The sequence below is a fragment of the Pseudomonas sp. B611 genome (genome assembly GCF_055407965.1).
In genome coordinates this window covers 338,770-357,404 of the sequence record NZ_JBUZST010000004.1, presented here as the reverse complement: position 1 = coordinate 357,404, position 18,635 = coordinate 338,770, and the positions used below count along the sequence as shown (strand labels likewise).

The 18,635-nt window shown below is 61.6% G+C and carries 14 protein-coding genes; 3 read left to right on the top strand and 11 right to left on the bottom strand.

What is annotated here, in order from left to right:
* The first annotated feature begins 185 nt into the window (after positions 1-185).
* Positions 186-848, top strand: coding sequence for a response regulator transcription factor (locus ACZRMO_RS12310; protein WP_463973032.1), 663 nt, complete (start codon positions 186-188; stop codon positions 846-848).
* 37 nt (positions 849-885) lie between these two features.
* On the opposite strand, the gene ACZRMO_RS12305 is transcribed toward ACZRMO_RS12310, so the two are convergent.
* From ACZRMO_RS12305 to ACZRMO_RS12260, 10 genes are all read right to left on the bottom strand, one after another.
* Entirely contained in the window at positions 886-1,506 is a 621-nt protein-coding gene (locus tag ACZRMO_RS12305; protein WP_124525444.1) for a TetR/AcrR family transcriptional regulator, read from the bottom strand.
* A gap of 27 nt (positions 1,507-1,533) precedes the next feature.
* Positions 1,534-3,216, bottom strand: a complete 1,683-nt coding sequence (gene phaC, locus ACZRMO_RS12300; protein WP_463973031.1) for a class II poly(R)-hydroxyalkanoic acid synthase — start codon at positions 3,214-3,216, stop codon at positions 1,534-1,536.
* An 88-nt stretch (positions 3,217-3,304) separates the two neighbouring features.
* The gene (gene phaZ / locus ACZRMO_RS12295) at positions 3,305-4,150 is read right to left on the bottom strand and encodes a poly(3-hydroxyalkanoate) depolymerase (protein WP_017738853.1); all 846 of its coding nucleotides are present in this window, start codon (positions 4,148-4,150) and stop codon (positions 3,305-3,307) included.
* A gap of 165 nt (positions 4,151-4,315) precedes the next feature.
* Positions 4,316-5,995 carry a class II poly(R)-hydroxyalkanoic acid synthase gene (gene phaC / locus ACZRMO_RS12290; protein WP_463973030.1) on the bottom strand — a complete coding sequence of 560 codons (1,680 nt, stop codon included), beginning with the start codon at positions 5,993-5,995 and terminating at the stop codon, positions 4,316-4,318.
* Between the two features lie 251 nt (positions 5,996-6,246).
* Positions 6,247-6,624, bottom strand: coding sequence for a gamma-butyrobetaine hydroxylase family protein (locus ACZRMO_RS12285; protein ID WP_463973029.1), 378 nt, complete (start codon positions 6,622-6,624; stop codon positions 6,247-6,249).
* 149 nt (positions 6,625-6,773) lie between these two features.
* Positions 6,774-8,111, bottom strand: coding sequence for an ATP-dependent protease ATPase subunit HslU (hslU, locus tag ACZRMO_RS12280; protein ID WP_017738856.1), 1,338 nt, complete (start codon positions 8,109-8,111; stop codon positions 6,774-6,776).
* Between the two features lie 37 nt (positions 8,112-8,148).
* Positions 8,149-8,679: an ATP-dependent protease subunit HslV gene (gene hslV / locus ACZRMO_RS12275; protein ID WP_017738857.1), complete on the bottom strand. Its 531-nt coding sequence runs from the start codon at positions 8,677-8,679 to the stop codon at positions 8,149-8,151.
* Positions 8,680-8,936: 257 nt separating this feature from the next.
* Positions 8,937-9,638 (bottom strand): SPOR domain-containing protein, encoded by a 702-nt coding sequence (locus ACZRMO_RS12270; protein ID WP_025858692.1) that lies wholly within the window; start codon positions 9,636-9,638, stop codon positions 8,937-8,939.
* Between the two features lies 1 nt (position 9,639).
* On the bottom strand, positions 9,640-11,376 hold the full coding sequence (argS, locus tag ACZRMO_RS12265; protein ID WP_124525448.1) for an arginine--tRNA ligase: 1,737 nt from the start codon (positions 11,374-11,376) through the stop codon (positions 9,640-9,642).
* A 178-nt stretch (positions 11,377-11,554) separates the two neighbouring features.
* On the bottom strand, positions 11,555-13,774 hold the full coding sequence (locus tag ACZRMO_RS12260; RefSeq protein ID WP_124525449.1) for a primosomal protein N': 2,220 nt from the start codon (positions 13,772-13,774) through the stop codon (positions 11,555-11,557).
* 347 nt (positions 13,775-14,121) lie between these two features.
* On the opposite strand from ACZRMO_RS12260, the gene rpmE reads away from it, so the two are divergent.
* Both rpmE and ACZRMO_RS12250 read left to right on the top strand, forming a co-directional pair.
* Positions 14,122-14,355 (top strand): 50S ribosomal protein L31, encoded by a 234-nt coding sequence (rpmE, locus tag ACZRMO_RS12255; protein WP_463973028.1) that lies wholly within the window; start codon positions 14,122-14,124, stop codon positions 14,353-14,355.
* A gap of 287 nt (positions 14,356-14,642) precedes the next feature.
* Complete coding sequence (locus ACZRMO_RS12250) at positions 14,643-15,911, top strand: malic enzyme-like NAD(P)-binding protein (protein ID WP_017738862.1); 1,269 nt, start codon at positions 14,643-14,645, stop codon at positions 15,909-15,911.
* 256 nt (positions 15,912-16,167) lie between these two features.
* On the opposite strand, the gene ACZRMO_RS12245 is transcribed toward ACZRMO_RS12250, so the two are convergent.
* Positions 16,168-18,630 carry a penicillin-binding protein 1A gene (locus ACZRMO_RS12245; RefSeq protein ID WP_463973083.1) on the bottom strand — a complete coding sequence of 821 codons (2,463 nt, stop codon included), beginning with the start codon at positions 18,628-18,630 and terminating at the stop codon, positions 16,168-16,170.
* Between the last annotated feature and the right edge of the window lie 5 nt (positions 18,631-18,635).

The following is an 18,635-nucleotide window of genomic DNA, read 5'->3' as shown; positions in this document are numbered from 1 at the left end:
TGACAGTGCGCTGTAAGGGGCTGCTGTAAGATGGGTCTGAAAGAGTAAGCCTTATTATTTTTCTGTGTTGATCCCTGCGTGTAGCTGAGATATACCGTGCTCGCATAAAGGGAATTGTTTGTACTGAGTTGTACTCACTTGAGTGGTTTGCTATGCCTACTTCAATGTCCAAGATGTACACCGTCATGTTGCTGGATGATCATGAGATGGTTCGGCAAGGGATCGAGTTAGGCTTGGATAAGGAGGCCGATCTCGAAGTAATAGGCTCCTTTGGCACCGCCAGGGATTTGTTTGACGCGCTTGTCCGAACGTCAGCGGATGTGGTGGTCATGGACTTTACGCTGGGGCCCTCGGAGCTCGATGGCCTCAGCTTGATCCAATCCCTGAATCGACGATTCAAGCAGTGCAGGTTGCTCATTGTGTCTTCGCACTACACACCCGCGACCGTATCGCTGGCGTTGAGGGCGGGAAGTTGGGGGGTGTTGGGCAAGACGCAAAATCTCACTGAATTGATCACGGCAATTCGAACGGTTGCCCAAGGCCGGATCTACTTGCAGCCGTGTATGTTGCCGGGCCTTCAAGATGTGCAAGCCATTGTTGATCGGGCAACTATAAGATCGAAAATTGAGCTTTCGGCGCCCCAACGGTTGAATGCCTGTCTCACACCCAAAGAACAGGAAGTATTGCGTTGTTTTCTTGATGGTATGTCCGTGAGCTCCATTGCGGCGAAATTTTCGCGCAGCGCGAGTACCATCAGTACGCAGAAACAATCGGCTTATCGGAAATTGGGTATCAAGACCGACAGCGAGCTATTTAAGTTTACTCAGCAGTTTGGAAAGTTGGGATAAGGCCGTTGCGCTGGGCGTAATCGATTCCCGCAAAACATCAGATTGGATTATCCAGGTAACGCAGGGCGAGCTGTTCGGTCGCTTGCCGCGCTGGCGACAACAGGTGTGGCGCCACCAGCATCATGATCTGGTAGACCACGACCTGTACCTCACCCTCACGGTCGAGAATCCGTTGGTAGTCCAGGGAAAACAGCAGGGTCATGGTGATCTGCTCCACCAGTTGTCCCAGCGCCTGGGTGCCACTGACCAACTGCCCGGCAGCCTTTAACCGTGCGAGCAATGAGGCCAGGGTGCGCTTGAGTGCGGTGAGCAGGTTGCGAATGCCCTTGGCCAGCTTTGGCAGGCGCCCCGCCAGGTTCGACAGGTCCTGGAACAGGAAGCGGTAATGGGCCATGCGCTCGACGATCAGGTGCAGGAACAGCCAGTAATCCTGAGGCTCCAGTTGCGCGTCCGCCGGCGGGTCGAGCAGCGGTGCCAGCTCGTTTTGAAAGCGCTCGAACAGCCCGAGCACCAGCGGCTCCTTGCCATGGAAGTGGTAGTAGAGGTTGCCGGGGCTGATCCCCATTTCATTGGCCACCTCCATGGTGGATACGTTCGGTTCGCCCTTCTGGTTGAACAACTGCAGGGCACATTCAAGGATCCGGTCGCGCGTCTTCATCCAGTCTTCTTAATCTGATCGTTGAGCTCAGCGCACCCGCACGTATGTGCCTGGCGCCGCTTCCATCGGTGGGTAATTCTGGTTGCCCAGGGCGGTGAGGGTTTCGCGCTGCACGCCCGAGCGTTGCTGGATCCACTCCAGCCACTGCGGCCACCAACTGCCTTCGACGTGGTTGGCGTCGTAATACCAGGCGCGCGGGTCGCTGCTCAGCTTGGGGTTCTCGACGTAGTTGGCCTTGGGGTTGCCCGGTGGGTTGAGAATGCTCTGGATATGCCCGCTGTTGGACAGCACGAAGCGCTTGTCGCCACCCAGCAGTTGGGTGGAGCGATACACCGCGTCCCACGGGGTGATGTGGTCGTTGATCCCGGCCACGCTGAAGCTGTCCACCGTGACCTTCTGCAAGTCGATGGGCGTACCGCACACCTCCAGGCCGCCGGGATGGCTCAGCGGGTTGTGCTTGAAGAAGTCCAGCAGGTCGCCGTGCAGCGCAGCAGGCAGGCGCGTGTTGTCGTTGTTCCAGTACAGGATGTCGAAGGCCGGTGGCTCCTTGCCCAGCAGGTAGTTGTTGATCCAGTAGTTCCAGATCAGGTCGTTGGGGCGCATCCAGGCGAACACCTTGGCCATGTCGCGACCATCCAGCACGCCTTGTTGGTAGGAGCGGCGCTTGGCGGCTTCCAGGGTTTGCTCATCAACGAACAGGGTAGCGGGGCTGTCGATCTGGCTGTCCAGCAGACTCACCAGATAGCTGGCACTGGAGATGCGCCGCAACTGGCGCTTGGCTTGCAGGTGGCCTTGCAGTGCGGCGATGGTCAGGCCGCCAGCGCAGGCGCCCATCAGGTTGACCTCGCGCGCGCCGGTGATTGCGCGGCACACGTTGAGCGCTTCTTCCAGCGCCGCGACGTAGGTGGACAAGCCCCATTCGCGATGGCGTACATCCGGGTTGCGCCAGCTGACCATAAACGTCTGCAGGCCGTTTTTCAGCGCGTACTGCACAAAGCTGTTGGCCGGGCTCAGGTCGAAGATGTAGTACTTGTTGATTTGCGGCGGTACGACCAGCAACGGCTTGGCGTACTGTTTTTCGCTCATGGGCTTGTACTGGATCAGCTCCAGCAGTTCATTGCGAAACACCACCGAACCCGGTGTCGTCGCCACCGTCTTGCCGACTTCAAAGGCATGTTTGCTGACCTGGCGTGGCAGGCCGTTGTTGTGCAGCAGGTCTTCGACCAGGTGGGTCACGCCGCGCACCACGCTGTTGCCGCCGGAGTTGAGCAACTCCTTGATGGCCAGTGGGTTGAGCAGGGTGTTGGAAGGGGAGACGGCATCGTTGAGCAGGGAAAAGGCGAAGTGCGCACGGGCGCGGTCGTCGGCGCTCAGGGTGCTGTCGTCGATCCAGTGGCGCGTCTGTTTTTGCCAGCTCAGGTAGGCCTGCAAGCTGCGCCGGTACAGCGGGTTGAGCTTCCAGGTGGGGTCGACGAAGCGGCTGTCGTTGGGGTTGGGCTCGTGCACGGTTTCGCCCAGCAAGATGCGGCCCAGTTGACCACTCAACGCCCAGGCATGGCGGGCTGTGTGCACCGGGTTGCGCAAGCCGTGGGCGGCCACGCTGCGCAGGGTCGAGAGCAGGTCCCGACCGCGCAGGCCGGTGATCGCATTTTGCGCATTGATGAACGCGGCCGGGGTGGGCGCCGGGTTCGTCACGGGTCTTTCTCGCATGAGCCAACACTCCTTCGTCAAGCCATCAACAGGCACGCCAATTCAGAACCATAGTCGGTTCCTGGCAAGTTGCGCGGCGGTGTGGTCCTTACACGGCCGGTCGCGGATGAATCACCGCACGCATGCGCTCCTCTTCGAGAAATTTCATGATGATCGGCGCCACGGCTTCGGCCCGTGTGATCAGGAACAGGTGGCCGTCATCGATGATGTGCAGCTGTGCGTTGGGAATACGCCAGGCGAGCATGCGCATGTTGATCAGCGGGATCAGCGGGTCGTCGTCCCCCGCCAGTACCAGGGTCGGCTGGCGGATCTTGTGCAGCCAGTGGATGCTGGTCCAGCCCAGCCCAGCGAACAGTTGCCAGTAGTAACCGAGCTTGCCGGCCGAACGCACTTTGCTGGCGTGTTCGGCGGCGAGTTTCGAATCACGACGGAACGAGCCGCCGTAAATCATCGGCGCGATGCGCACCACGTGGGACGGTTGGATATAACGGCGCGGGCTGGCCATCAGCCACAGCACCTTCGGCTTGCCCGGCACCATCACCGCGCCCGCTGCCGTGGCCGCGAGGATCAGCTTTTTGCAGCGCTCCGGGTAGTCGTAGGCAAATTGCTGCGCCAGCGCGCCGCCCCACGACACGCCCACCACGCTCACCTGGCCGTAGTCGAGGTAGTCGAGCATGCGCGCGGTGAGCTTGGCCAGGCCGGGAAACCGGTACGGCCGTTTGGGCGTCGACGAACCGCCGACGCCGGGAACGTCGAAGGCGATCACTTCCAGGTCAGGGTCCAGGGCCTGGACGAACGGAAACACCAACTCAAGGTTGGCGCCGATGCCATTGAAGATCAGCAGCGGCGTCAAGTGAGGCTTGCCCGGGCGCACCGCCGTGCGGATGGTCTGGCCATCCAGGTCGATGGTGCGGAAGATGAACGGTTGCGGCATGCTCAAGCCCTGTGAAGTGGTGCTGTTTATCTGTAGGAACTCGGTCCATGTGAAAGCTGGCTTGCCTGCGATGGCATTCCTCCAGCCAGCCCATCAGCTCACTGACCCACCGCTATCGCAGGCAAGCCAGCTCCCACACTGACTGCATTTCAGCCATACATCTGCTTATCGTTCGTGTACGTAGGTGCCCGGCGCCGCTTCCGCTGCGGCGTAAGTCTTGTTGCCCAAACTCGTAGGGGCCTTCTTCAGCTTCCCGGCCCGCTCCGCCTGCCACGCCTGCCAATGCAACCACCAGGAATCGGTGTGCTTGGTGGCATTTTCCTGCCAGTCCAGCGGCTTCGCCGTCAGGCTGTCACTGGTCTGGTAACGCGCCTTGGGGTTGCCCGGTGGGTTGAGGATGCTCTGGATATGCCCGCTGCTGGACAGCACGAACTCGACCTTGCCGCCAAACAGCTGCGCCGATTTGTAGCAGGACTGCCACGGTGTGATGTGGTCGTTGGTGCCGGCCAGAGAGTAGATATCCGCGGTGACCTGCTTGAGGTCGATGGGCGTGCCGCACACTTCCAGGGCATTGGCGCGTACCAGCGGGTTGTTTTTGAACAGCTCGATCAGGTCGCCGTGGAAGGCCGCTGGCAAGCGCGTGGTGTCGTTGTTCCAGAACAGGATGTCGAACACCGGTGGCTCGTTGCCCAGCAGGTAGTTGTTGACCCAATAGTTCCAGATCAGGTCGTTGGGGCGCATCCAGGCGAACACCTTGGCCATGTCGCGGCCTTCTAGCACGCCGGCCTGGTAGGAATGGCGCTTGGCCGCTTCCAGGGTCTGCTCATCGACGAACAGCGCCACTTGGGTGTCCAGGGTGGTGTCCAGCACGCTGACCAGCAGGGTCAGGGCGTTGACCTTCTTCTCGCCCAGCGCCGCGTAATGGCCGAGCAAGGCGGTGCAGGTGATGCCCCCGGAGCAGGCACCGAGCATGTTGATGTCTTTGCTGCCGGTGATCGCGGTGACCACATCCACCGCTTCCTTCAGCGCCTCGATATAGGTCGACAGGCCCCACTCGCGCTGGGCCTTGGTCGGGTTGCGCCAGCTGACGATAAAGGTCTGCTGGCCGTTGCGCAGGCAGAATCGCGCCAGGCTCTTATCCGGGCTCAGGTCGAATACATAGAATTTGTTGATCTGCGGCGGCACGACCAACAGCGGGCGCTCGTGCACCTGTTCGGTGATCGGCTTGTACTGGATCAGCTCCAGCACGTCGTTGCGAAACACCACGGCGCCTTCGCTGGTGCCCAGGCTCTTGCCCACTTCAAAGGCGCCCATGTTGACCTGGCTCGGCATGCCGCCGTTGTGCACCATGTCTTTGGCCAGGTGGGACAAACCGTCCAGCAGGCTCTTGCCACCGGTTTCAAAGAAGCGTTTGACCGCCGCCGGGTTCGCCGCACTGTTGGTGGGCGCCATGGCTTCGGTCATCAGGTTGATCACGAAGTGGCCGCGGCTGATGTCCTGTTCCGACAGGTTGCTGTCGCCGATCCAGTCGTGCAGTTCCTTGCGCCACGCCAGGTAGGTTTGCAGGTAGCGCTTGTAGAGCGGGTTCTGGCTCCAGGCCGGGTCGTGGAAGCGACGGTCATCGCTTTCCGGCACCAGCTCGGATTTGCCGAACATCACGTTCTTCAATTCGACGCCGAAGTGGGCGACGTGCTTGACGCTGTGCAACGGTTGCTTGATGGCTTGGGTCAGCACCATCTTCGCCGAGGCGAGTAAATCCTTTTTCCGTAACGCGATGATCGGGTTGAGCCCCAGGGTGTTTTCCGAGGCCTGGCGTTTCAAGTCATCGTTGTTCTTGTTACTCATCTACGACGCTCCATTGTCCGAAAGACGAGTACCGGCTACCGCTCTGTGCACCAAGTTTCGATACACGACACAAGCCAGGTACTGCGACTCGGGTGACCGTTGATACCGCATCGTCAAATGCAGGGAACTTGCCAGTTCCATTGGTTACCCGAGTTTAATTTTTTTCGCAAGCGGGCCATTCGTTGGCCACGCGACAGGGCATTCAAGCAGATGAAATTAGAAAATGCCCTCTAAAGAGCAAGACCCCTGGGCTAGAGCATCAGCCGCACAACCGACTGGCTCGGGTCGCGGGTTTTTCCGGCAGCTTTGAGTTCGGCCAAATAATCAGCCCACAGCGCGTCCTGGCGCACGGCCAGTTGGTAGAGGTAGTCCCAGGTGAACAGTCCGCTGTCATGGCCATCGTCGAAGGTCAATTTCAGTGCGTACTGACCGGCCGGTTCGATCTTGATCAACCGAACGTTGAGTTTGCCGAATTGCAGGATCGGTTTGCCGTGGCCCTGGACCTCGGCAGAAGGCGAGTGGGTGCGCAGCAGCTCGGCGGGGAGTTGGTACACCTCGTCGGGGCCGTAGGTGAGGCCGAGGGTGTTGGAGGTTTTGTGCAGGTTTACGGCAGTAGGAAATTTGGTCATGGCGCAAGTCGTCCAGTATGGCTGTTATATGTGGCGAGGGAGCTTGCTCCCGCTGGGCTGCGCAGCGGCCCCAAAATCTTGGGAGCGCTTCGCACTCCAGCGGGAGCAAGCTCCCTCGCCACAAGAGCCCGCTGTCACAGGCAGATGACTTACAGGATATAACGAGACAAGTCCTCGTTCTGCGCCAATTCGCCCAAGTGGCTGTTGACGTAATCAGCGTCGATCTTGATCACTTCGCCATTCTGCGCCCCGGCCAGGTCGCCAGCGCTGAAGGACACTTCTTCCAGCAAACGCTCCAGCAAGGTGTGCAAACGACGCGCACCGATGTTCTCGGTCTTCTCGTTGACCTGCCAGGCGATCTCCGCCAGGCGCTTGATGCCGTCCGGCTGGAACTCGATGCCCAGGCCTTCGGTTTTCAGCAGCTCACGGTATTGCTCGGTAAGCGACGCATGGGGCTCGCTGAGGATGCGTTCGAAGTCGCCCGGGGTCAGCGCCTTGAGTTCCACGCGAATCGGCAGGCGGCCTTGCAGCTCCGGCACCAGGTCGCTTGGCTTGCTCAGGTGGAACGCACCGGAGGCGATAAACAGGATGTGGTCGGTCTTGACCATGCCCAGCTTGGTGTTCACGGTGCAGCCTTCGATCAGCGGCAGCAGGTCGCGCTGTACGCCTTCGCGGGAGACATCGACGCCACCGGAGTTGCCGCGCTTGGCCACCTTGTCGATCTCATCGATAAACACGATACCGTGCTGCTCGACGGCTTCCAGGGCCTTGGCCTTGAGCTCTTCCTCATTCACCAGGCGCCCGGCTTCTTCGTCGCGCACCAGTTTCAGCGCTTCTTTCACCTTGAGCTTGCGGCTTTTCTTCTTGCCCTTGCCCATGTTGGCGAACAGGTTCTGCAACTGGCTGGTCATTTCTTCCATGCCAGGCGGCGCAGAGATATCGACGCCGGAGACTTCGGCGACTTCGATCTCGATTTCCTTGTCGTCCAACTGGCCTTCACGCAGGCGCTTGCGGAACAGTTGGCGGGTGTTGGAATCCGAGCTCGGTGCCGGGTCTTCGTTGAAACCCATGCGTGCCGGCGGCAGCAGGGCGTCGAGGATGCGCTCTTCAGCGGCGTCTTCGGCGCGGTGGCTGACCTTGGTCATTTCCTGTTCGCGCAGCAGCTTCAGCGCGGCGTCGGCCAGGTCGCGAATGATCGACTCGACGTCGCGGCCCACGTAGCCCACTTCGGTGAACTTGGTGGCTTCGACCTTGATGAACGGCGCGTTGGCCAGCTTGGCCAGACGCCGGGCGATCTCGGTTTTACCGACGCCGGTAGGACCGATCATCAGGATGTTCTTTGGCGTCACTTCAACGCGCAGTTCTTCGGGCAGTTGCATCCGGCGCCAGCGGTTACGCAGCGCGATGGCAACGGCGCGCTTGGCATCGTCCTGGCCGATGATATGGCGGTTGAGTTCGTGGACGATTTCGCGGGGAGTCATGGACATAGTGTTTGGCGGCCTCAAGCGGAAATAAGCCTACGGCTTATTCGGCGAGGTCCTGCTCCTCAATGGTCAGGTTGTGGTTGGTGAACACGCAGATATCGCCGGCGATGCCCAAGGCGGTCTCGACGATTTCACGGGCCGACAGGTCGGTTTTCTTCAACAGTGCGCTGGCCGCAGCCTGGGCGTAGCCGCCACCGGAGCCCATGGCGATCAAGCCGTTTTCTGGCTCGACCACGTCACCGTTGCCGGTGATGATCAGCGATGCGTCTTTGTTGGCCACGGCCAGCATGGCTTCCAGGCGGCTGAGGGAGCGGTCGGTGCGCCATTCTTTGGCGAGTTCGACCGCAGCGCGCACGAGGTGGCCCTGGTGTTTTTCCAGTTGGCCTTCGAAACGTTCGAACAGGGTGAAGGCGTCGGCGGTGGCACCGGCAAAACCGGCGAGCACTTGGCCGTGGTACAGGCGGCGCACTTTCTTGGCGTTGCCTTTCATCACGGTATTGCCGAGGGAAACCTGGCCGTCGCCGCCCATGACGACTTTGCCGTGGCGACGTACTGAAACGATGGTGGTCAAGGGGAGAGTCTCCACGCAGCGGGGCGAAAATGCCCTGGTGAAAACTGATATGGGGATGGTGGGGGGGATTTCAACCGTGGGGGCGGTGTGCGGACGAGTGGTGCCTATTGGTCTGACACACTCTTGAGAACGCTATCGATCAAATGTGGGAGCGGGCTTGCTCGCGAAAGCGGTGTGTCAGTCGCCGAAAATACTGACTGATCTACCGCATTCGCGAGCAAGCCCGCTCCCACATGGGGCCTGCTGTGTTCTTCGGTTTAGCGGCTCTGGCGTTGTTGTAACAACAGGTTGCTAAACCCCGCACCGGCCAGTTGCTTCTGTGCCACGGTCAGCTGTTCACGGTTGCTGAACGGCCCCACCAACACGCGATACCAGGTCGCATCTTTCACCGTGCCGGATTCCACCGTCACCGACTGGCCCAGCAGAATGATCTGCGCTCGTACGCGATCCGCATCCGCCTGCTTGGGGAACGAGCCCGCTTGCAGGAAGAACTTGGTCACCGGCGCCGCCTTGGTCTCGGCAACCGGTGGCGCTGGCGGCGGGGTGATCCCGGCCAAGGCGGCCTGTGCACGCGCCGTGTCGATCTTCGCCGCTTCCGCTGGCGTCACCGGGGTGGTCGGCACTTGTGGTGTCGGCAGGGTTTTCTCCGGCACGGCGTCAGGCGGCACGATCACTTCCGATTCCGGCAGCAGCGTGTAGAAGTCGTACTTCGGCTTCACCGGTGCCGTAGGGCTCGGCGCAGTCTTGTTGGCTTCGGCCATTTTCGTGGCCTTCTGCTGTTCCTGCTTGACCCGTTTGACGTCATCGCCCTTGCCCGGGTCCAGTTTCATCAGGAACACGATAAACGCGCCCACCGTAAGACCGATGGCCATCCACAACCAGCCCGGAATCGGCTTCTTCGCCGGGGCCTGGTAGCGGCTGGCGCCGCGCTTGGGTGCAGGTTTTTTCTTGGCAGCCAACTTACATGCGCTCCAGGGTTTCCAGGCCCAACAGCTCCAGGCCTTGCTTGAGGGTGCGTCCTGCCAGGGCGGCGAGGCGCAGGCGGCTTTGCTTCTGGGCTTCGTCGTCGGCGCTGAGGATCGGGCAGTTCTCGTAGAAGCTGGAGAACAGGCCGGCGACTTCGTACAAATAGGTGCAGAGGATGTGCGGCGTGCCTTTCTCGCCGACGCTGTTCAGCACTTCGCCGAATTGTGCCAGCTTGGCCGCCAGCTCCTGTTCGTGCGGGGCATCCAGCACGATCTGGCCTTCAACTTCGCTGAAATCCTTGCCCAGCTTGCGGAACACGCCGGCAACGCGGGTGTAGGCGTACAGCAGGTACGGCGCGGTGTTGCCTTCGAAGTTGAGCATCAGCTCGAAGTTGAAGCTGTAGTCGCTGGTGCGGTGCTTGGACAGGTCGGCGTATTTCACCGCGCCAATGCCCACCACGCGGGCGATGTTGCGCAGGTCGGCCTCGGCCAGCTCCGGGTTCTTTTCCTTCACCAGGTTGTAGGCACGTTCCTGGGCTTCGTTGAGCAGGTCGATCAGCTTCACGGTGCCGCCGTCGCGGGTCTTGAACGGGCGGCCGTCGGCGCCGTTCATGGTGCCAAAACCCATGTGTTCCATGTGCATCGGGTGCGTCACGAAGCCTGCGCGACGCGCCACTTCGAACACTTGCTGGAAGTGCAGGGCCTGGCGCTGGTCCACGAAGTACAGCGCGCGATCGGCCTTGAGCACACCGCTGCGGTAGCGCACGGCCGCCAGGTCAGTGGTGGCGTACAGGTAGCCGCCGTCGGCCTTGACGATGATCACCGGCAGCGGCTCGCCTTCGGCGGTCTTGAATTCTTCAAGGAACACGCACTGCGCGCCGTTGCTTTCCACCAGCAGGCCCTTGGCCTTGAGGTCGTTGACCACGTTGATCAGGTCGTCGTTGTAGGCGCTTTCGCCCATCACGTCGGCCATGGTCAGTTTGACGTTGAGCAGCTCGTAGATTTCCTGGCAGTGGGACAGGGAAATCTCCCGGAAGCGGCCCCACAGTTCCAGGCATTCCGGGTCGCCGGCTTGCAGCTTGACCACCAGGCCACGGGCGCGGTCGGCGAACTCTTCGGATTCGTCGAAGCGCTTCTTCGCGGCGCGGTAGAAGTTTTCCAGGTCCGACAGCTCGTTGCTGGTGATCGGGTTTTCTTGCAGGTACGCCATCAGCATGCCGAACTGGGTGCCCCAGTCGCCCACGTGGTTCTGGCGGATCACGGTGTCGCCGAGGAACTCCAGCACCCGTGCCACGCCGTCACCGATGATGGTGGAGCGCAGGTGGCCCACGTGCATCTCTTTGGCCAGGTTCGGTGCCGACAGGTCGATGGCCACGCGTTGCAGCGGGCCAGCCTTGCGCACGCCGATCTTGGCGTCGGCCAGGGCCGCGTCCAGGCGTGAGGCCAGGGCCTGGGTGTTCTGGAAGAAGTTGATAAAGCCCGGGCCGGCGATTTCGGCCTTGGTCACGCTCTCGTCGGCCGGCAGGGCGGCGATGATTTTTTCCGCGAGGTCGCGGGGCTTCATGCCTGCTGGCTTGGAGAGCATCATCGCGATGTTGCTGGCGAAGTCGCCGTGGGTCTTGTCGCGGGTGTTTTCCACCTGGATCGCCGGCGTCAGGCCTTCAGGCAACACACCTTCGTTGACGAGTTGGGTGAGGGCTTGTTGGATCAGCTGGCGAATGGTGTCTTTCATGGTGTTCTCTTTGTGCCGCAAGCGACAGCGCGCGATGCGCGGGTGGAAAAACTGGGCATTATCCGTGGGGAGGGCGGGCTTGCCAACCGTTCAGACGGGTTGGCGGACCTGCGGGCCTCATCGCGGGCAAGCCCGCTCCCACATTTAAAGGGGTTCACAATTCAAACTATGGAGTGGATCAATACAAATCCACGGGGTCCACATCCATCGACCATCGCACCTGCCGGCCGCTGGGCATTTGCTCCAGGGCAAGCAACAGGCTACTTAACAGCCGATGCAGGGGCGCGCGGGACGTTGCCTGCAAGAGTAGCTGAGCGCGATAACGCCCGGCGCGGCGCTCCATGGGCGCAGGCACCGGGCCGAGCAATTCGATGCCGGTCAGACCCAGTTCGCCAAGCAAACGTTCGGCGGCGCTGCACGCTTCGTCGAGGAACCCTTCGGCCTGCCCCGGTTTATGCGCTTCGGCGCGCAGCAGGGCCAAGTGGGAAAACGGTGGCAGGCCGGCGGAGCGGCGTTCGCTCAGCGCCTGCTCGGCGAAGGCAAAGTAGCCTTGTTCTGTCAGCTGGATCAGCAGCGGGTGGTCGGCCAGGTGGGTCTGGATAATCACTCTACCGGGCTCTTCAGCGCGGCCCGCACGGCCCGCGACCTGCACGATCAGTTGCGCCATGCGCTCGCTGGCGCGGAAGTCGCCGGAGAACAGGCCGCCGTCGGCATCCAGGATCGACACCAGCGTCACCCGTGGAAAGTGGTGCCCTTTGGCGAGCATCTGCGTGCCGATCAGGATGCACGGCTGGCCTTTCTGGATAGTGGCGAACAGCTGGTTCATCGCGTCTTTGCGCGAGGTGCTGTCGCGGTCAACCCGTAGCACCGGGAAGTCCGGGAACAGAATGCCCAGGCGTTCCTCGGCGCGCTCGGTGCCCGCACCGACCGGTCGCAGGTCCACTTTGCCGCACTGCGGGCAGTGGCGCGGCACCCGTTCCACATGGCCGCAGTGGTGGCAGCGCAACTCACCGTGGCGCTGGTGCACGGTCATGCGCGCGTCACAACGCTCGCACTCGGACATCCAGCCGCAGTCATGGCACAACAGCGTCGGCGCAAAGCCGCGACGGTTGAGGAACACCAGCACTTGCTGGCCGGCGGCGAGGGTCTGGCCGATGGCTTGTTGCATCGGCCCGGAAATCCCACTGTCCAGCGGGCGGCTTTTTACATCCAGGCGCAGGAAACGTGGCTGTTTGGCCCCGCCCGCGCGCTCGTTGAGGCGTAGGAGGCCGTAACGACCGGTGTAGGCGTTGTGCAAACTCTCCAGGGACGGCGTGGCCGAGCCGAGCACGATCGGGATGTCTTCCTGGCGCGCGCGCACCAGCGCCAGGTCGCGGGCGTGGTAGCGCAGGCCTTCTTGCTGTTTATAGGAGCCGTCGTGCTCTTCGTCGATGATGATCAGCCCGGGGTTTTTCATCGGGGTGAACAGCGCCGAGCGGGTGCCGATAATAATGTCGGCCTCACCGTCCCGTGCCGCCAGCCACGACTCCAGGCGCTCGCGGTCATTGACCGCCGAGTGCACCAGGGCGATGCGCGCGTTGAAGCGTTGCTCGAAACGCGCCAGGGTCTGCGGGCCGAGGTTGATCTCCGGGATCAACACCAGCGCCTGTTTGCCGGCTTGCAGGGTTTCGCGGATCAGCTGCAAATACACTTCGGTCTTGCCGCTGCCGGTGACGCCCGCCAGCAGGAACGCGTGGAAGCTGTCGAAGCCTGCGCGGATTGCCTCGTAGGCGGCGCGTTGCTCGGGGTTCAGCGGCAATTCCGGCTGGGCCAGCCAGTGTTCGTGGCGCGGGTCGGGGGCGTGCTTGCGGATTTCCACCTGCACCAGATCCTTGGCGAGCAGCAGGTCGAGACTGTCTTTGCTCAGCATCAACTTGCTTAACAGTTGATGCGCCACGCCGTGGGGATGTTGCGCCAGGGTTGCCAGGGCTTCGCGCTGGCGCGGGGCGCGGGCGATGCGCGGGTCGTCGAGGCGCGCGCCGGGTGCCGCCGACCAGAAGCGTTCCTGGCGTGCTTCGGCCAGTTCGCCCTGGCGCAGCAATACCGGCAGCGCCCAGCTCAGGGTGTCGCCGAGGCTGTGCTGGTAATACTGGGCGGTCCACAGGCACAGCTTGAACAGGGCGGGCGGCAGCGGCGGCGTGGCGTCGAGGATTGCCAGCGCCGGCTTGAGCTTTTCGGCGGGCACTTCGCTGTGGTCGGCGACTTCCACCAGGATGCCGATCATTTCCCGCCGACCAAACGGCACGCGTACACGCATGCCCGGCTGCAACTGCGCCCGCAGCACGCCGGCCGGGGCACGATAATCGAACAGGCGGCGCAGGGGCGAGGGCAGGGCGAGGCGCAAAATGGCGTCGGGCACGCGAGGGGGCTCATCTATAAAGGCAGGCGGTGGCGCAGGGGCGGGAGCCTAGCAGACCTGCGATAGAGGTGTCCCGTCTCGGGTGCTTCTGTGGGAGCCGGGCTTGCCCGCGATGGCGTCATATCAGTCGCAGGGTTGGGTGTCTGACACACCGCCATCGCGGGCAAGCCCAGCTCCCACATGGATTGTGGCAAGCCAGTAGTTTCTGATGAAAGGCGCTTATCTGCGTGGAATCAGCCGGCGGCGCCGCTTGCGCGTTTAAAAAGGTCTGGTAGAATCCGCGGCCTAATTACGTGCGGTATTCGACAATAGTGTCGAGTGGCGGCACGCTAGCCTGAGGAAGTGCCATGAAAGCCGATATCCATCCAGCATACGAAACCATCCTGGTAACTTGCAGCTGCGGCAACAAGTTCGAAACTCGTTCGAACCTGTGCAAGCCACTGGGTACTGACGTATGCAACGAGTGCCACCCGTTCTACACCGGTAAGCAGAAGACTCTGGACACCGGCGGCCGCGTACAGCGCTTTGCTGACCGTTTCGGCGCTTTCGGCAAGAAGCCTGCTGCTACTCCAGCAGAGTAAGGCTGAAAAGCCCCTTGGGCTTTTCCTGCTGAAAAAAGAGGCGTCCCTTGCGGACGCCTTTTTTGTGCCTGGAATTTGATAAAAGCGCCTCGAACGACTGAATTAATAAAAAATTGTAGACATTTTTTTATTCGATTGTGAACAGTTGAGCCCTTGTATCCCGTGGCCTTAGACCAAAGTACGGCGCTCTGGGGCCTTGACACCGGTGACTACCCAGTCTTGTAGGGACTTTACGACACGCGTATCCTCGGCGGTCCGTCGACCAACAGTAAAAGCGGAATGCCGATATGTCTGATTTGAAAACTGCCGCTCTCGAATATCATGCCAATCCTCGTCCAGGAAAGCTGAGTGTAGAGCTCACCAAAGCCACCGCCACCGCCCGCGACCTGTCGCTGGCCTACAGCCCTGGCGTGGCCGAGCCCGTACGTGAAATCGCCCGCGATCCTGAGTTGGCGTACAAGTACACCGGCAAGGGCAACCTGGTTGCAGTGATTTCCGATGGCACCGCGATTCTGGGCCTGGGTAACCTCGGCCCATTGGCTTCCAAGCCAGTCATGGAAGGTAAAGGCGTGCTGTTCAAGCGCTTCGCCGGCATTGACGTTTTCGACATCGAAGTCGACTCCGAGAGCCCGCAGGCTTTCATCGACACCGTAAAGCGCATTTCCATCACCTTCGGTGGCATCAACCTGGAAGACATCAAGGCACCTGAGTGCTTCGAGATCGAAAAGGCCCTGATCGAACAGTGCGACATCCCGGTATTCCACGATGACCAGCACGGCACCGCGATCGTTACCGCGGCTGGCATGATCAACGCCCTGGAAATCGCTGGCAAAACCCTGGCTGACGCGAAGATCGTCTGCCTGGGCGCTGGTGCAGCGGCTATCTCGTGCATGAAGCTGATCGTGAGCATGGGCGCCAAACTGGAAAACATCTACATGGTCGACAGCAAGGGCGTGATCCAGTCCGAGCGCACCGACCTGAACCAGTACAAGGCGATGTTTGCCCACCCGTCCTCCAAGCGCACCCTGGCTGACGCCCTTGACGGTGCAGACGTGTTCGTTGGCCTGTCCGGCCCGAACCTGCTGAGCGCTGAAGGCCTGAAGTCCATGGCGGCCAACCCGATCGTGTTCGCCTGCTCCAACCCGGACCCAGAGATCTCGCCAGAGCTGGCTCACGCCACCCGCAACGACGTGATCATGGCCACCGGCCGTTCGGACTACCCGAACCAGGTCAACAACGTGCTGGGCTTCCCGTTCATCTTCCGTGGTGCCCTGGACGTTCGCGCCAAGCGCATCAACGAAGAGATGAAAGTAGCCGCCGCCAACGCCCTGCGTGAACTGGCCAAACTGCCAGTACCTCAGGACGTGTGCGACGCCTACGGTGGCGCCAAGCTGGAATTCGGCCGTGAGTACATCATTCCGAAGCCAATGGACAAGCGCCTGATCACCCTGATCTCCGATGCCGTGGCCAAAGCCGCAATCGAGACCGGTGTGGCCACCCTGCCGTATCCGAAGAACTACCCGCTGCAAAGCGTGGATGATGTGTTCAACGGCTAAGCCGTTGTAGCGCACCAACAAAAAGCCCCGGCTCTCGCGAGTCGGGGCTTTTTGCTGTGTGGCATTTAACTTGAGCCTTGCATGCAGCCAAGTGTGGGGCCTGGCTTTTGTAGGAGCTGGCTTACTGATCGTTCCCTCGCTCTGCGTGGGAATGCATCCTTGGACGCTCTGCGTCCGTTCTTGAGCGCGTGACGCAGAGCGTCACCGGCGGCATTCCCACGCAGAGCGTGGGAACGATCGTCAGGCGCAGATCGCGTCAGAACAGATCGATTGGCGCCGCCTCATCCGCCGGCAGCGGGCTACCCGGTGCCACACCATTGCCCAGCTCGTTGACCGACGGCGGCGTGTCTTCGCTCTTGAACAGTTCGAAGTAGGCATTCGGCGTGCTTGGCGATGCTACGCGGCCACTCACCGGGTCGATCCGCAGGCTGAGGATGCCTTCCGGCTCCGGTTGGGTGTGCAGAGGCTTGTCCTTCAAGGCGGCGCCCATGTAGCTCATCCAGATCGGCAGCGCGACGGTGCCACCGAACTCGCGACGGCCGAGGCTTTCCGGCTGATCGTAGCCGGTCCACACGGTGGTCACGTAGTCGCCGTTGTAGCCGGAGAACCAGGCGTCCTTGGAGTCGTTGGTGGTACCGGTCTTGCCGGCGATGTCGGCGCGGCCGAGGGCCAGGGCGCGACGGCCGGTGCCTTTCTTGATCACGTCTTGCAGGATGCTGTTGAGGATGTAGGTGGTGCGGCCATCCACAATGCGCTCGGCAACGGCAGGCGCCTGCGGCTCGGTGGGCGTCGCGGCGTTTGCAGCGGGCGCGGCACCTGGGGTCGGCTCGATGGTGATGCCACCGTTGCTCGGAGCTGCCAGGCCATCGGTAGCGGCCACGCCGTTGACCACGTCACCCGGTACGCGCGGTGGGTTGGCAGTGAACAGGGTGTCGCCATTGCGGCTTTCGATCTTGTCGATCAGGTACGGCGCGATCTTGTAGCCGCCGTTGGCAAAGGTGCTCCAGCCGGTGGCGATTTCCATTGGCGTGAGGGTCGCAGTGCCCAGGGCCAGGGACAGGTTCGGCGGTAGGTCCGACTTGTTGAAGCCGAAGCGCGTCATGTAGTCGATGGTCTTGCCCACGCCCATTGCCTGCAACAGGCGGATCGACACCAGGTTGCGCGATTTGTACAGCGCCTCGCGGATCCGGATCGGGCCGAGGAAGGTGTTGGTATCGTTTTTCGGACGCCAGACCTTGTCCAGGTATTCGTCGACAAACACGATCGGCGCATCGTTGACCAGGCTGGCAGCGGTGTAGCCGTTATCCAGCGCGGCGCTGTAGATGAAGGGCTTGAAGCTTGAGCCCGGCTGGCGCTTGGCCTGCACGGCACGGTTGTAGTTGCTCTGCTCGAAGGCGAAGCCGCCTACCAGGGCGCGGATAGCCCCGTTCTGCGGGTCGAGGGAAACCAGGGCGCCCTGGGCCAGCGGCACCTGGCTGAATTTGAGGCTGTCATCCTTCTGGCGTTGCACGCGGATCAGGTCACCCACCTGCGCCACATCGGACGGCTGCTTGGGCATCGGGCCCATGCTGTTGGTGTTCAGGAAGGGGCGCGCCCACTTCATGCTGTCCCAGGCCACATGGGCTTCGCCGGTGCGGGTCAGCACCTGCACGCCGTCTTTTTGCACCTGGGTGACGATGGCTGGTTCCAGGCCGCTGATGGCGCGCTGTTTGCCCAGTTCGGTGGTCCAGGCGCTGAGGGTTTTGCCCGGCAGGCGCGACTCAGGCCCACGGTAGCCGTGGCGCTGGTCGTAGGTGATCAAGCCAGAATGCACGGCGTTGTTGGCGATTTCCTGGGTGTCGCTCGGCACCGTCGTGGTCACGCGGAAGCCTTCGGTGTAGGCCTCGCTGCCGTAACGCCCGACCATTTCGGCGCGGGCCATTTCAGCGATATACGGTGCGTTCACTTCCGGCGTCGGCACGTGGTAACTGGCGTTCAACGGCTCGGCCACCGCGCTTTCATAGGCGGCCTGGTCGATCTTGCCCAGCTTGTACATGCGCCCCAGGATCCAGTCGCGACGCTCTTTGCTGCGCGCCGGGTTGGCCAGTGGGTTGAAGCGCGACGGCGCCTTGGGCAGGCCGGCGATCATCGCCATCTGCGCCAGGCTCGCGTCGCGGATCGATTTGCCGTAGTAGACCTGCGATGCCGCCTCGATGCCGTAGGCACGGTTACCCAGGTAGATCTTGTTGACGTACAGCTCAAGGATCTCGTCCTTGGTCAGCTGGCGTTCAATCTGCAGGGCCAGCAGGATCTCGGTGGCCTTGCGCGAAAAGCTGCGCTCGCTGGTGAGGAAGAAGTTCTTCGCCACCTGCATGGTGATGGTGCTGCCGCCGGATTGAATGTGTCCGCTTTTTACCAATTGCGTGGCGGCACGTACCAGGCTGCTGGGGTCGACGCCGTAGTGGTTGGCGAAATTATCGTCTTCGGCCGACAGCAATGCGTTGATGAAATTGGGTGGAATATCGGCGAAACGGATCGGGGTGCGGCGCATTTCGCCGAACTCCGCGATCAGTTTTTCATCGCTGCTGTAGACCCGCAAAGGAATCTGCAACTGGATACTTCTGAGGGCCTCTACGGAGGGCAAACCCGGACTAAGGTAGAGGTAGGCCCCGCTGAGTACGAGCAGCAGCCCGCAGACGATCGCGACAATGGAGTACCCGAAAAACTTCAGCAGACGAATCAAGG